The sequence below is a fragment of the Pseudomonas sp. SDO52101_S400 genome, assembly GCF_054071635.1.
Genome location: NZ_JBSVWF010000015.1, coordinates 95,518 through 108,632, shown reverse-complemented (window position 1 = coordinate 108,632; position 13,115 = coordinate 95,518). Strand labels below are relative to the sequence as shown.

The following is a 13,115-nucleotide window of genomic DNA, read 5'->3' as shown; positions in this document are numbered from 1 at the left end:
AGAGCAGCGTTTCAGGAAAAAGGTGCGCAAGAAGTTGCACAGTACTGCGCAACTTCTTGCGCACTTGGCTAGAGGCCATGAACGGCGTGGCTTGCAGCGGTTTTCAGGGGTGTTTTATTACGTACAACTGCGCAACTTCTTGCGCAGTTGGGGTCAAGCGCCGATCGGGTGAAACGAACCGCAAACGTCTACGGTCAATCACTCAGGACGACCGCATGGCGGTTGAGAATTCCTCAAACAGAGTGAGAACAACATGAAAATCCTGATGGTTCTGACGTCCCACGATCAACTGGGCAATACCGGCAAGAAAACCGGATTCTGGCTGGAGGAGTTCGCTGCTCCGTACTACGCATTCAAGGATGCCGGCGCCCACCTGACCTTGGCATCGCCCAAGGGCGGCCAGCCGCCGCTGGATCCGAAAAGCGATGCGCCGGATGCGCAAACCGAAGCCACGGAGCGCTTTCGCACGGACACGGCTGCTCAGTCGGCGCTGGCATCGACAGTCAAACTCGACTCAGTCAAAGCGGCGGATTTCGATGCCGTGTTCTACCCGGGTGGCCATGGTCCGCTGTGGGATCTGGCCGAAGATCGACACTCCATCGCGCTGATCGAAGCCTTTTACAACAGTGGCAAACCGGTTGCGGCTGTCTGCCATGCGCCCGGCGTACTGCGCCACGTCAAGGGTGCCGACGGCCAGCCGTTGGTCAAAGGCAAGCGCGTGACCGGTTTCACCAACAGCGAAGAGGACGCGGTGCAATTGACCGATGTCGTGCCGTTTCTGGTGGAAGACGAACTCAAGGCCAAGGGCGGGATTTTTTCCAAGGCCGAGGATTGGGCGAGTTACACGGTGGAGGACGGGTTGCTGCTGACGGGGCAGAATCCTGCATCGTCCGAGGCGACCGCTTTCAGCTTGTTGTCGCGGTTGCGCTGAAGTCCAGAAAGGTCGTCCGAGGCATCGGGCGACCTTTTTTCAGTGTTATCGGGCCAACGCGGCCAGACATTCCTCAACCGAACGCTGTTGCGTTTCGGCATACAACCCCAGCTCATCGATGGTCGAGCGGCCCAAGGCCTGTTCGAACGCCTGACGATTGGAATGCTCGCCATAGTGCGTCTGCGTCGCATCCCCCAGGTTCGACTGAAAAATCCCCGCCGCACTGACCGGCAGGAAGTCTTCATACACCAGTGGTTCGGCTTTCACATACCCGTCGCGTAACAGCGTTTGCAGCGAAACATCAGCGGGACGACTCGCCGCAAGCCCTTTGTCTGTCAGGAAATAACGGAAGTACGCCAATTCCTGCTCGCGCATGCCTTCGAGGCTGTCAGGGAATTCGCTGAAGTGCTGAGTCATCAGCGCGTTGTAGCGTGAGGCGTTGGCTTCGTTGGGGAAATCGCCCAGTTCATCTCGCGCGGCATTCAGCAGGCGGTCATACAGCGCCCGGCCCTTGGGAGTCAGCGCCGCGCCCCGTTGTTCGATTTCGCCGAACCGGGCGCTGTGGCTGCCGCGAGTTTGCGTCTGGTCGGTGAAGGCGATCGGTTCGTCCAGCGCCTTGAAACTGGTCTGACGCAACAGGATCGGATGCTGCCGGCGCGGCGGCCCTTCGATCACCGCTTTGGGCGTGATGCCATGCAGGGGCATCTGCGCCTGAACAATGTCGATATCCAGCGTGCGCGGGGTCAGGTGGTTGATGTGCGGGCCCTTGAACGCGACGACATCGGCGATCAGGCGATGCTGGGCGCTGAGGGTCTGGTATTGCGCGGCGGTGACGGTGGCGCTGTGGTGCCAGCGAAAGGTCTCCAGCGCTTGCAGGACAAATTCCCCGGCCTCGGACTCATTCAGTCCGCCAGCAGATTCGGCCTGTTCGATCAGCCTTAGCGCCGAAGGCGTGAAAATCGAACGCTTATTCAGTACCGATTCAGCAAAGGTCCGCAGCTCGGGATCTTCAATCAACTCCAGTCGCAACAACGAAGTGAACACCCGGAACGGGCTGACCTGCAGCGCATCTTCATGCACTGCGCGGAACGCCGTGGAATGCACCGGCACGCCGGCGGGCGTCAGGTCGTAATAACCCACGGGTTGCATGCCCATCACCGCAAACAGGCGGGCGAGGGTGGCCAGTTCAGTGGCGGTGCCGACGCGGATTGCGCCATGGCGCTCCATGTCCAGCCGTTCGATTTCTCCGGTGCTGTGCAGTTGACGGGCAATCTGAGGCTCGCGTGCCAGCACTTCGCGGTTGGTTTGCTCCACCAACTCCATCAAGGCGCCGTACAGCGGCACTTCTTCGCGGTACATGTCGGACATCGCTTTGGAGAAGCGTTGGCGGATCAGGTCGGGGCTGACGAACGGCTGCACGGTCATGAAAAAAATTCCTGGCACGGTCACGTAAAGGATGGGGGAAAAGATCGCAGCCTTCGCCGACGCGGGCAAACGAAGAATCCTACGAACTTCATTCTGCCAACGACTGACCGTTTACCTGTCCTGACGCGAATTCTCCCCCAGGAACTCCCGATACAAACGTGCCGTGTTCGACGGCTGTTCGACCATCGGCATGTGACCGACGCCGTCCCATACATCCACCCGCAGATTGGCGATGCCCTTGCTCCAGACCGGCACGCTGCTGACGTCGATCAACCGGTCCTTGCGGCCCCAGAGCAACAGCCCCGGACATTTGATGTCTGGGAGTTTCGGCTCCATCGGCGGGCTGGCGCGGAAATCCCGGAAGATTTCTTCCAGTTCATCCCGGCGTTGTTCGTAGCGTTGGGCGATGGCATCCAGCACCAGCCCCGGCACCCAGGGTGGCGAGGCCATGGTCATCGCATAGAAGCGTCGGAATTCTTCCCGGGAATTGATCAGAAACGGATTGTGCCCACGGGCCAGGTGGCGCTCCATGTCGCTGGGCTCCGGTGCTGTGACGCCGGCCGGGTCGATCAGTGCCACCGAAGCGATGCGATCGGGGTAGGTCGCCGCCAGCCACGCGGCGATGTAACCGCCCATGGAGTTGCCGATCACGTGGACTTTCTCGACGCCGCAGACGTCGAGCAACTGGATCATGCGCTTGGCCTGTACCGCGATGTCGTAGCCGCCACCGGCCTTGAAGCCGGTTTCGCCGTGGCCGGCCAGATCCGGGATTATCACCCGGTACTGACTGACAAAATGACGGGCAAAGCGCAGCCACAGGTTCTTTTCCGCGCTGTAGCCATGCAGCATCAGAATGCTGCTAGACGCTTCATAGGGTCCGCCTTGCCAGGTCGACACGGTCATTTCGGCAATCGGCACTTCAATCTTGTGCAACCGGTACAGCTTCGCCTCCAAAGCTGCGCTCAGATCGTAGAGCCAGTGGCCGACTGCCGGGTAGCTCAACCAGCTCCAGGCCACGAAAACCGCGAGGGCGACAAACAGCAAAAGCATCGTGAGTCTTCCTTGTTCAAGACAGAATGTGGTCGGCCGGTTTAAGCGCACGGGTCAACCGGTGGTAGCTGAAACTGAAGCCGGGGAACATCGCGATCACATGACCGCTCCTGCTTTGATACCAACTGTGGCAGCCGCCGGTTTTCCAGACCGTGCGCTCCATCTCCCGATGAATCATCTGAGTGTAGGTACGTTCTGCTTCGGGGCGAACTTCGATGCTGCGCAGACCTTTGGCCTGCACGGTGCGGATGCAGTCGAGGATGTAGTTCATCTGCGATTCGATGATGAACAGCGCCGAGGTATGGCCGATGCCGGTGTTCGGCCCGGTGACGATAAACAGGTTGGGAAAGTCCGGCAGGCTGGTGCCGAGGTAAGCGCGCGGGTATTGCGCCCAGACATCACGCAATTGCACGGAGTTTTTTCCGCTGACCGGGTAGGAAATCACGCCATCGGTGGCGTCGTAACCGGTTGACCACACGATCAGGTCCACATCGATGTGCTGGCCGTCCGTGGTGACGATGCCGGTTTCGTCGAGGCTGGCGATGCCTTGCTCGCGGCTGTGCAGCGTCACGTTGGGCCGGGTCAGTGCGGGGTAATAAGTGCTGGAGACCAATACCCGTTTGCAGCCTATGGTGAAGTCCGGCGTCAGTTTTTTCTGGAGTTCGGGATCCGTTACCTGGCGTTTGAGGAATTTCAGCGCCTGGTGCTGCACCATGTGAATCGCCGGTTTTGAATATTTGAAGGCGATGACCCGGGTTTCGAACTGCCAGTAGATCATCCAGCGCAACAGCTTGTAGGCCGGTTTCAGCCCCAACAGCCAGCGCTGGAAAGGCCCGAACTTGCGGTCGGGTCGGGGCAGTACCCAATGCGGCGTTCGCTGGAAGACGTGCAGTTGATCGACCTGCGGCGCAATCGTCGGAATCACCTGCGCCGCACTGGCGCCGCTGCCGACGATGGCCACGCGTTTACCGCGATAGTCGTAGCTGTGGTCCCAATTGTTGGTATGAAAGGTCCTGCCCTGAAAACGATCCTGACCGGGGAAGTGTGGGACGACCGGTTGGCTCAGCGGCCCGGTGGCATTGATCAGGAACCGTGCGTAAAACGTGCCTTTGGTGCCGGTGTGCACGGCCCAACGCTTCTCGACTTCGTCCCATTCGATGCGCTCGACATTGGCTTGCAGTTCCACCCGGTCGCGCAGGCCGAAACGCTCGATCACATGTTCGGTGTAGTGATGCAGTTCGGCCTGTTCGGCGAACATCTGCGTCCAGGGGTAGGGCGCGAACGACAGTGAATACAGGGGCGACGGCACATCGACCGCCGCGCCGGGGTAAGTGTTCTGGCACCAGGTACCGCCGAAAAAGTCCCGCCGCTCCAGCAAGCGAAAATCGTCGATGCCGGCCTTGAGCAAATTGACCGCCGCGCACTGGCCGCCAAACCCGCTGCCGATGATCAACACTTGATAGGTCTGCATGGGCCTCCTTCTTAGAGTCTTTTTTCCGTTTTCTTCCTTTCATGTATAGCCAATCATTTGTCTGCCGTGTGATGGAAATGGCGGGGTATTCGGCCGCTGGCCGGTGATGGCTATTTAACGTCTCCCTGTTAGACTCCGAGCACATCCTTTTGCGGTGTACTCGAGGCCCTTATGGGAAGAACGGGAGGAAAGGGACTTTCACTGGCCAGGAGGCTTTACACATCGCGAACCCTCGGTCTGGTCCTGGGGCTTCTCTGCGTGAGCGTTGCGATGTACCCGCTCGATCCGCCGGCGTGGGTCTGGGCACTAATGTTGTTCAACGGCCTGGTCTGGCCGCACCTCGCGTATCAATGGGCCCGGCGGGCTAAGGTTCCGTACCACGCCGAACACCGCAATCTTTTGATCGATGCCTTCCTCGGTGGCTTCTGGGTCGCCGCCATGCATTTCAATCCCTTGCCCAGCGCCACGACCATTTCAATGATGGCGATGAACAACGTCGCCATCGGTGGCCTGCGTTTTCTGCTGGCCGGTGCGGCGGCGCAGTTGCTTGGCGTCGGCGTCGGGCTGGTGGTGTTTGCCCCGGCCTTCATCCCCGCGACCTCGCCGGCGCAGCTCTATGCCTGCCTGCCGTTGTTGATGCTGTATCCGCTGGCGCTGGGCTGGATCTGCTTCCGCCAGGCCTACACCCTTGGCCTGCACAAACGTGAATTGCTGGCGTTGAGCCGCACCGACAGCCTCACCGGTCTGCTCAACCATGGCGCCTGGAAAGATCAACTGGAAGTCGAATTCCAGCGCTGCAAACGCCAGCAGACAGGCGCGGCGATTGCGCTGATCGACATCGACCACTTCAAGGCGATCAACGACACCTACGGCCATGTGGCCGGCGATATCGTCCTGCGTCAGTTGAGCAAGATGCTCAAGCAGAACCTGCGCATGGCCGATGTGGCGGGGCGCTACGGCGGCGACGAGTTTTGCGTGATCCTGCCGGACCTGCCGCTGTTCAATGCCGCGCAGGCGATGGAAGCCTTGCGTGAGCGTTTTTCCTTTCTGGTGTATGAACAGAACCCGGCGCTGAAAGTCAGCCTGAGCATTGGCCTGGCGGCGCTCGATCCGGCTCACGGCGATGCGACGCGCTGGCTCAATGACGCCGATGAGGCGCTCTACGAGGCCAAGGCCAGTGGGCGCAACCGGGTGATCTGCAGTAATGATGACCTGCCGCGGCGCGAGGTTTTCGATTCGGTTTGAATGGATGGGTGTCGCATCGGGGATAGAGCCTTGGAGCGATGTCAGGTACGGTTCAGTACCCGACACGAAACAAGGATTGATTCATGACGTTCAAATTCCCTCGTTCCCTGCTGGCTGGCCTGTCCCTCGCTTTTGCAGCCTCCGGTGTCTTTGCCGAACCGCATAAACAGGTGCTGGCCGATGCCGAGCAATTCAAGCCCGACGCCCTGAAACTGCTGGAGCGGCTGGTCAACATCGACTCCGGTTCCGGCGATGAAACGGGCCTCAAACAAGTCAGCGAAATCGCCATCGATGAGCTGAAAAAGCTTGGCGCAACGATTGAGTTGGTGCCGAACACCCCGGAAAAAACCAACCACGTGCTCGCCACGCTCAAAGGCACCGGCAAGGCGAAAATCCTGCTGATGGCGCACATGGACACGGTGTTCAAGGAAGGCTCCGCCGCCGAACGACCGTTCCACATCAAGGATGGCCGCGCCTACGGGCCGGGCGTGATGGACGACAAGGGCGGGATCGTCGCCGGCATTTATGCGCTGAAGGTCCTGAAGAACCTCGACTTCAAGGACTATGCGCAAATCACTTTCCTGCTTGATGCCAGCGAAGAAACCGGCTCGGATGTCGCCACCGACCTGATCAAGAAAACCGCCAAGCTTCACGACGTGACCCTCAACCTGGAACCGGGCCGTCCGGCTGATGGTCTGGTGGTGTGGCGCAAGGGCAGCGCCACCGCGCTGGTCGAGGTCAAGGGCAAGGCCGCCCACGCCGGCGTCGCGCCGGAACTGGGGCGCAACGCGGCGATGGAGGCGGCGCATCAGATCCTGCAACTAGGCAAACTCGGCGACGAAGCGAAGAAAACCACGATCAATTTCACTGTGCTCAAGGCTGGCGACCGCACCAACGTGATTCCGGATCAGGCCACGGCCAAGGCTGACGTGCGGGCGGCGGTGCCGGAAGAGTTCGACCGGATCGAGAAGGATCTGGCGCGGGTGTCGCAGGACAAGTTGATTCCTGACACTGAGGTGAAGACTTCACTGCAACGCGGATTGCCACCGATGCCGCAGACGGCGGAGTCGGATCGTTTGATGGCGATGGCCCAGGGGATATACGGCGAGATCGGCCGCAAGTTGACCGAAGAAGGCAGCGGCGGGGCGGCGGATGCGAGCCTGTCGGCCGGGGTGGGGACGCCGACGCTGGATGGGTTCGGGATTGTTGGCGGCAACATTCATACGCCGGAGGAGTACGCGGAGGTGGAGAGCGTGGCGCCGCGGATATATGTGTTGTCGCGGATGATTATGGAGTTGGCTAAGGGGCGGTGAGTGGATGTAGTGGATTCGGCGGCGTGTCAGATTTTCCCCTCACCCCAGCCCTCTCCCAGGGGGAGAGGGAGCCGACCGAGGTGTCTTGCGCTATACATCGACCTGAAACACCGAGTTGATTATGGATTCGACGCATAACGTTCAAGTCGGTGTACTTCTCCAGCATCCCCCAATCGGTTCCTTTTCCCAGCAGGAGAGGGGGCCGACCGAGGTGTGTTGCGTAATACATCGACCTGAAACACCGAGTCGATTATGGATTCAGCGCAAATCTTTCACGTCGGTGTATCTCACCAATATCCCCCAATCGGTCCCCTCTACCTCTGGGAGAGGGCTAGGGTGAGGGCCAGATATCAAGCCGAACACTGCCATCAAAACCAGCCCACATATTTCCAAGACCTTTCCTACAACGTACCCTGTTGCCGCGTTTCGGTGCCGACCCCTATAGTTTTGGCTCGCGGAAAACTCCGCGAACGATCTTGGCCGGTCGGTAACCTGAAACGTAACAGCGCCATCGCTCAGAGCAGTTTCTGGGCAACGTGTTATGGCGGCTGTGCGCGGGACACCTTAGGGTGTGCCGGATCTTTCAGGTATCTGGTCGGCCAACCCGCTCACAGCTGCCACCCTTATTCGCTTGGCCGCGAAAGGTGGTTGCCTCACCTGGAGTTACACCAATGTCAGAACAAGTAATCCCCCGCTACCTCCCCATCGACACCTACGACGCCGAATCCCCGGTGCTCTTCATCAACACTCAAAAAGAACTCAGCGACATGGCCGCGTGTGCGATGCACCGTTTTGTGGTCGTGCGCGATCTGGCAGACACCTTTTCCAGTCTCGACCTCAAGGGCATTTCCGATTGTGATCTGACGCGCATTACCAGCGCGGTGCATCTGCTGATGCGAGAGGGCTGCGCCATTCTGAACGTGATTCAGACGCGGGCATTACAGCGGGAAGAAGGCTTCAAGACAGCGGTCTAGCGGTTTCGCGGCGGGCGCCATGCGAGTGGACTCGTAATGGCGTCGGGCCGCTCTGCCTCTTTGTAGCGTGGTGCGAGGTTACTCTTTGACGCTCATGTATTCCTTGGCCCAGAGGATGTATTCCTCAGGCTGGGTGTAGGTGTGGGTCAGTTCGGTGGCGCTCAGATCCGAGGCCTGGGTGAAGATCTGGCGCTGTTCGCGCAGGCTGTCGTAAGTCGCCTTGATCGCCGCAAAGTAGGCACCGTGACCGTCGATGGTCACGCGCACGCCCAGTTCGGCCAGGCGTTTGTCATCGCGCAACGCCGGGTTGCCGTATGTCACCAGCATCAGCGGGACGGTCAGGTGTTCGGCGATTTGCTCAAGCTGATCGAAGTCCTGGATACCGACCATGCAGATGCCGTCGGCGCCGGCGGCCTGGTATTGGCGGGTGCGGCTGATGATTTCCTGATTCGGCAGGATGCCGGCGTTGGTCCGGGCGATGATCGCCATTTCCGAATCGACCCGGGCTTCCAGTGCCGCGCGGATCTTGCCGACGCCTTCGGCGACGGTGATCAGGTCGGTGGATTTACGGCCGAACTGGGCCGGCAGCAGGGTGTCTTCGATGGTCAGCGCGGCGACGCCGGCGCGTTCCAGTTCGACGATGGTGCGCATCACGTTCAGCGCGTTGCCGTAGCCGTGGTCGGCGTCGGCGATCACCGGCAATTGGGCGACGCGGCCGATGCGGGTAGCCTGTTCAGCGAATTCGCTGAGGGTGATCAGGGCAAAGTCCGGAGCCCCCAGGACCTGCAACGAGGCGACCGAGCCGCCGAGAATCCCTACTTCAAAACCCAGGTCAGCGGCGATGCGGGCGGACATCGGATCGAACACCGAGGCGGTGTGATAGCAGGTGTCGGAAGCCAGCAGCTGACGGAAGTTACGGCGCAAATCTTGATGAGAAAGCCTGGTCATACGAGTTCCACCAATACAAAGGAATGGAAAGGCTTGAGCAAAGGTGTCAACGCCGAAGGTGAAAAGGCTATCACGCCAATGGGTCAAGGATCATGACGAATTAACGAGGAAGTTAACCAGGAAAAACCTGTTCAGGCTTTCTTGCTGCAGGCAGAGGCGCTCAGGCCGCCACCGCCTGCTGCTGTTGATTGGGCAGTGGCACCGCCCGTACCGAGTTACCCGGCTGCAATTGCAGGCGCTTGGCGGTGAGGCGGTCGATCACCAGGCTGCTGCCGACCCGGCGCGCACGCGCCACGGTGATGCGGCAGTTTTCCAGGCGCCGATTGTGGATCAGCCACAGCGGCGCCTGATCGTCCGGTGTGCCAATGCTCAGGGTCAGTTCCAGGCTGTCGCGCACGGTGCGGATATTGCGGATTGGCGACTCGATCACCGGGCCGCCGTCAAAGATGTCGATATAGCCTTTGTGAGCGAAACCCTCGGCCTGGAGGATCTTCAGCGCGGGTTCGGTGTTGGGGTGGGCCTGGCCGATCACGGCCTGGGCCTGTTCGGTGAGCAGGCAGGTGTACAGTGGCTGGCGCGGCATCAGTTCGGCGATGAACGACTTGTTGCCCAGCCCGGACAGGTGGTCGGCGTGGCTGAAGTCCATCTGGAAGAAGTGCCGGCCGAGGCTGTCCCAGAACGGTGAACAGCCTTGCTCGTCGGCACTGCCGCGCAGTTCGGCGATCATCTTTTCGCCGAACAGATGCGGGAATTCGGCGACAAACAGCAAGCGCCCCAATGACAGCAGACGTCCATTGCTACCGTGGCGCTGGTCGTGGCGCAGGAACAGCGAGCACAGTTCCGATTGGCCGGTCAGTTCATTGTTGAGGAACAACGTCGGAATCTGCCGTTGAATGCCCAGGTCCGGCGCCGAACTGACGGTCAGCCCGACCCGATAGTTGTACCAGGGCTCGCGCAGGCCGACTGCCCCGGCCAGTGCACTGACGCCAACCACTCGCTGTTCGTCGTCCTCCAGCACAAACAGGTAATCGGCATCGGCCCGTTCGACCTGTTCGGCGAAGGCGCGCTGCGCCCAGCGTACCCGGTGGGCCAGGCGATCTTCATTGGCGGGCAGGGTGGTGAACCCCGGCCCGGCCTGTTGCACCAGCGTCATCAACGCTGGCAGGTCGCTGACTTGGACCGGACGGACAATCATGCTGCAACTCCTTTTGCGCGCCTGCTCGGGCACTGACGTTGGATACGGACGCGGTTCATAGAGCGATCACCCGGACCGTGCTGCCATGGCTGACGTTCAGCGCCGCACACTGCGACGGGGTGAGCGCCAGGGGCTGGCCGGGCTGGTAATCCAGCTCGGCGACCACCGCCCGGTAACCATGCAGTGCATCGTTACTCACCAGATAGCGACCGCGGGCATCGATCAGTGGTTCCGTTTGAACCGCGGCGCTCTGGCTCTGGGCGATCGAACGGATGTTGGTGGTGCGCGCATACAGGGTCGGGCCAGCGTCGAACAGATCGATGTAGCTGTTGGTTTCAAAACCTTCGCGCTCAAGGATGTCGAAGGCTTCCTGACCGTCCGGGTGGATGCGACCGATGCATTCCTGCGCCGCCAGCGGCAGCATCGGCACGTAGATCGGGTACTGCGGCATCAGCTCGGCGAGAAACGTACGGCTCTGCAAGCCGCACAGGCGTTCGGCCTCGACGTAGGGCAAATCGAAGAAGTGTTTGCCCAGCGCATCCCAGAACGGCGAGTTGCCTTGCTCGTCGCTGTAGCCGACGATTTCAGTGATTACCGCTTCGGCAAAGCGCGGCGCATGGGCCGCGATGAACAGCAGTCGTGCCCGCGACAGCAATTCCGAGAACGGTGTGCGCACCAGCGCCGCATCGATGTGAAAGCCGCGCAGCAGTGTGTGGCCGCTGAGGTCGTGGCACAGCGACAGCGCCGGAACGCCATGTTCGATGTTCAGTTCCCGCGATGCGCTGGTGAAGTGACGGTTGCGCAGGCTGTAGAACGGTTCGTTGTGGCCGGCAGTGGCGAGGATTTCCGAACAGCCGACCAGACGACGGCTGTCCAGATCTTCCAGCACGAAAAAGTAATTCTCCGGGCCCTGAGCCGCAGCGTCGCTGTTGAACGAGGCGCAGGACGAGGCGATTTTTTCGCCCAGGCGCTCGCTGTCGTCCGGCAGGGACGTGACGCCCACCAGGCTGTCGCGAGCCAGTTGTTGCAATTGAGGCAGGTCGTTTGGCTCGACTGGGCGTAAGACCAGCATGGATGCACTCCTGTATCAAAAGGTTCGGCACATTCGCCGAACCTGACTATCACTGTCGGTTTCCACGCGTTAAAGCGGCGGTCGCCTGATTTGTTGTCAGACGCCGCTCTTTTTCTTGTCAGCCATTGCTCGGGTCAGGCAGCGCGGTACTGGCGCCGAGCTTGTTCAGGAAGAACAGGTACACCAGACCCAGTGCGATCCAGATCAGGCCGAGTTTCTGTGCATCGACGCCCATGTTGTACATGATGGCCGCGACGATGATGAAGCCGATCACCGGGCAGATCAGGTGACGGATCACCTGGCCGGACTTCTGCCGGCGCCAGTAGTAATTGATCACGGTCAGGTGCAGCAGCATGAAGCCGCTCAGGGCGCCGAAGTTGACCAGCGAGGTCAGGGTGTCCACCGAGTTGATGAACAGGTAGCAGATCACCAGCGACAGCACGGCTACCAGATAGATGCTCAGGTACGGCGTGTTGTGTTTCGGGTGGACCTTGGCCAGCACTTTCGGCAGCTTGCCGTCGCGGGCCATGCCGAACAGCAGGCGCGAGACCGCCGCTTGCGAAGTGATCGCCACCGCCACGCCCCAGGCCAGCGCCGTGGCCACGCCGGTCAGGGTCGCGAGCCAGCTTCCAGCCGCGATTTCGGCGATTTCATAGAATGCGGTGTCGGCGGACTTGAAGCCCATGCCCGCTGCCAGATCGGTGGCAATCCAGGTCTGTACGACGAAAATCACGCCCATTACCACCAGAGTGATCAACGCTGCCTTGCCGACACTGCGCCCCGGGTCGCCCTTGATTTCTTCGGCGAGCGTGGAGATCGCATCGAAACCGAGGAACGACAGCACCGCAATCGACACCGCTTGCATCAGCAGGGCGAAGTTGAAGGTTTCCGGGTGATACAGCGGCGCCAGGGTCAACTGGCCGTTGCCGCCGCCGTTGTGCAGGGCATTCCAGGCGTAGAACAGGAAAATCCCCAGCACGACAAGCTGTGCCAGCAGAAACAGGATATTCATGCGGGCGGTGAAGGTGATGCCGCGCAGGTTGACGAAAGTGGCGCTGACCAGGAACGCCAGGATGAAGCCGACTTTCGGAATGTCCGGGTACAAATGGTTGAGTGCCATCGCCGCATAAACGTAGAGCAGCGGCGGAATCAGCAGGTAGTCGAGCAGCATCAGCCAGCCGGCGATGAAGCCGACGTGTTGATTCAGGCCCCGTTGCGCGTAGGAATACACCGAGCCGGCAATCGGAAAGGCCCGAGCCATGCTGCCGTAGCTCAGCGCGGTGAAAACCATCGCCACCATGCCGATGATGTACGCCAAGGGCACCATCCCCGGTGCTTCGGCATTGACGTAGCCATACACACCAAACGGGGCGATGGGGATCATGAAGATCATCCCGTACACCACCAGGTCGGTCAGTGTCAGGCTACGTTTCAACTCCTGTTTGTAGCCGAACTCTTCTATTTCCATGAAGCGCAACTCCTTGTCAGCCA

At 60.4% G+C, this 13,115-nt stretch carries 11 protein-coding genes; 4 read left to right on the top strand and 7 right to left on the bottom strand.

Features of this window, described 5'->3' with window-relative positions; genetic code table 11:
* The first annotated feature begins 253 nt into the window (after positions 1–253).
* The gene (locus tag ACW9HX_RS10245; protein WP_457380502.1) at positions 254–931 is read left to right on the top strand and encodes a type 1 glutamine amidotransferase domain-containing protein; all 678 of its coding nucleotides are present in this window, start codon (positions 254–256) and stop codon (positions 929–931) included.
* A 45-nt stretch (positions 932–976) separates the two neighbouring features.
* Here the strand turns inward: ACW9HX_RS10245 and hglS are convergent, their stop codons facing one another.
* The 3 genes from hglS to ACW9HX_RS10230 form a co-directional block, all read right to left on the bottom strand.
* The gene (gene hglS, locus ACW9HX_RS10240) at positions 977–2,356 is read right to left on the bottom strand and encodes a 2-oxoadipate dioxygenase/decarboxylase HglS (protein WP_457380501.1); all 1,380 of its coding nucleotides are present in this window, start codon (positions 2,354–2,356) and stop codon (positions 977–979) included.
* A 111-nt stretch (positions 2,357–2,467) separates the two neighbouring features.
* The gene (locus ACW9HX_RS10235) at positions 2,468–3,406 is read right to left on the bottom strand and encodes an alpha/beta fold hydrolase (RefSeq protein ID WP_102619566.1); all 939 of its coding nucleotides are present in this window, start codon (positions 3,404–3,406) and stop codon (positions 2,468–2,470) included.
* A gap of 16 nt (positions 3,407–3,422) precedes the next feature.
* Complete coding sequence (locus ACW9HX_RS10230) at positions 3,423–4,877, bottom strand: flavin-containing monooxygenase (RefSeq protein WP_457380500.1); 1,455 nt, start codon at positions 4,875–4,877, stop codon at positions 3,423–3,425.
* Between the two features lie 171 nt (positions 4,878–5,048).
* On the opposite strand from ACW9HX_RS10230, the gene ACW9HX_RS10225 reads away from it, so the two are divergent.
* From ACW9HX_RS10225 to ACW9HX_RS10215, 3 genes are all read left to right on the top strand, one after another.
* The gene (locus ACW9HX_RS10225) at positions 5,049–6,122 is read left to right on the top strand and encodes a diguanylate cyclase (protein ID WP_457380499.1); all 1,074 of its coding nucleotides are present in this window, start codon (positions 5,049–5,051) and stop codon (positions 6,120–6,122) included.
* A gap of 83 nt (positions 6,123–6,205) precedes the next feature.
* Positions 6,206–7,435 carry a M20/M25/M40 family metallo-hydrolase gene (locus tag ACW9HX_RS10220; protein WP_457380498.1) on the top strand — a complete coding sequence of 410 codons (1,230 nt, stop codon included), beginning with the start codon at positions 6,206–6,208 and terminating at the stop codon, positions 7,433–7,435.
* Positions 7,436–8,106: 671 nt separating this feature from the next.
* On the top strand, positions 8,107–8,409 hold the full coding sequence (locus ACW9HX_RS10215) for a hypothetical protein (protein ID WP_249490144.1): 303 nt from the start codon (positions 8,107–8,109) through the stop codon (positions 8,407–8,409).
* Between the two features lie 78 nt (positions 8,410–8,487).
* Here ACW9HX_RS10215 and ACW9HX_RS10210 read toward each other — a convergent pair whose 3' ends face one another.
* The 4 genes from ACW9HX_RS10210 to ACW9HX_RS10195 all read right to left on the bottom strand — a co-directional run bounded on the left by ACW9HX_RS10210 (position 8,488) and on the right by ACW9HX_RS10195 (position 13,092).
* Positions 8,488–9,357 (bottom strand): isocitrate lyase/PEP mutase family protein, encoded by an 870-nt coding sequence (locus ACW9HX_RS10210; RefSeq protein WP_085733177.1) that lies wholly within the window; start codon positions 9,355–9,357, stop codon positions 8,488–8,490.
* A gap of 160 nt (positions 9,358–9,517) precedes the next feature.
* A complete protein-coding gene (astA, locus tag ACW9HX_RS10205; protein WP_457380497.1) occupies positions 9,518–10,552 on the bottom strand; it encodes an arginine N-succinyltransferase in 1,035 nt (344 codons plus the stop codon).
* Positions 10,553–10,607: 55 nt separating this feature from the next.
* The gene (locus ACW9HX_RS10200) at positions 10,608–11,624 is read right to left on the bottom strand and encodes an arginine N-succinyltransferase (protein WP_457380496.1); all 1,017 of its coding nucleotides are present in this window, start codon (positions 11,622–11,624) and stop codon (positions 10,608–10,610) included.
* Positions 11,625–11,742: 118 nt separating this feature from the next.
* Complete coding sequence (locus tag ACW9HX_RS10195) at positions 11,743–13,092, bottom strand: APC family permease (protein ID WP_457380495.1); 1,350 nt, start codon at positions 13,090–13,092, stop codon at positions 11,743–11,745.
* Positions 13,093–13,115 lie beyond the last annotated feature (23 nt).

Bases quoted from the DNA above. Each gene is read 5' to 3' on its own strand.
- ACW9HX_RS10235 (WP_102619566.1), bottom strand. From the start codon at position 3,406: ATGCTTTTGCTGTTTGTCGCCCTCGCGGTTTTCGTGGCCTGGAGCTGG.
- ACW9HX_RS10245 (WP_457380502.1), top strand. From the start codon at position 254: ATGAAAATCCTGATGGTTCTGACGTCCCACGATCAACTGGGCAATACC.
- ACW9HX_RS10230 (WP_457380500.1), bottom strand. From the start codon at position 4,877: ATGCAGACCTATCAAGTGTTGATCATCGGCAGCGGGTTTGGCGGCCAG.
- astA (WP_457380497.1), bottom strand. From the start codon at position 10,552: ATGATTGTCCGTCCGGTCCAAGTCAGCGACCTGCCAGCGTTGATGACG.
- ACW9HX_RS10195 (WP_457380495.1), bottom strand. From the start codon at position 13,092: ATGGAAATAGAAGAGTTCGGCTACAAACAGGAGTTGAAACGTAGCCTG.
- ACW9HX_RS10220 (WP_457380498.1), top strand. From the start codon at position 6,206: ATGACGTTCAAATTCCCTCGTTCCCTGCTGGCTGGCCTGTCCCTCGCT.
- ACW9HX_RS10200 (WP_457380496.1), bottom strand. From the start codon at position 11,624: ATGCTGGTCTTACGCCCAGTCGAGCCAAACGACCTGCCTCAATTGCAA.
- ACW9HX_RS10215 (WP_249490144.1), top strand. From the start codon at position 8,107: ATGTCAGAACAAGTAATCCCCCGCTACCTCCCCATCGACACCTACGAC.
- hglS (WP_457380501.1), bottom strand. From the start codon at position 2,356: ATGACCGTGCAGCCGTTCGTCAGCCCCGACCTGATCCGCCAACGCTTC.
- ACW9HX_RS10225 (WP_457380499.1), top strand. From the start codon at position 5,049: ATGGGAAGAACGGGAGGAAAGGGACTTTCACTGGCCAGGAGGCTTTAC.
- ACW9HX_RS10210 (WP_085733177.1), bottom strand. From the start codon at position 9,357: ATGACCAGGCTTTCTCATCAAGATTTGCGCCGTAACTTCCGTCAGCTG.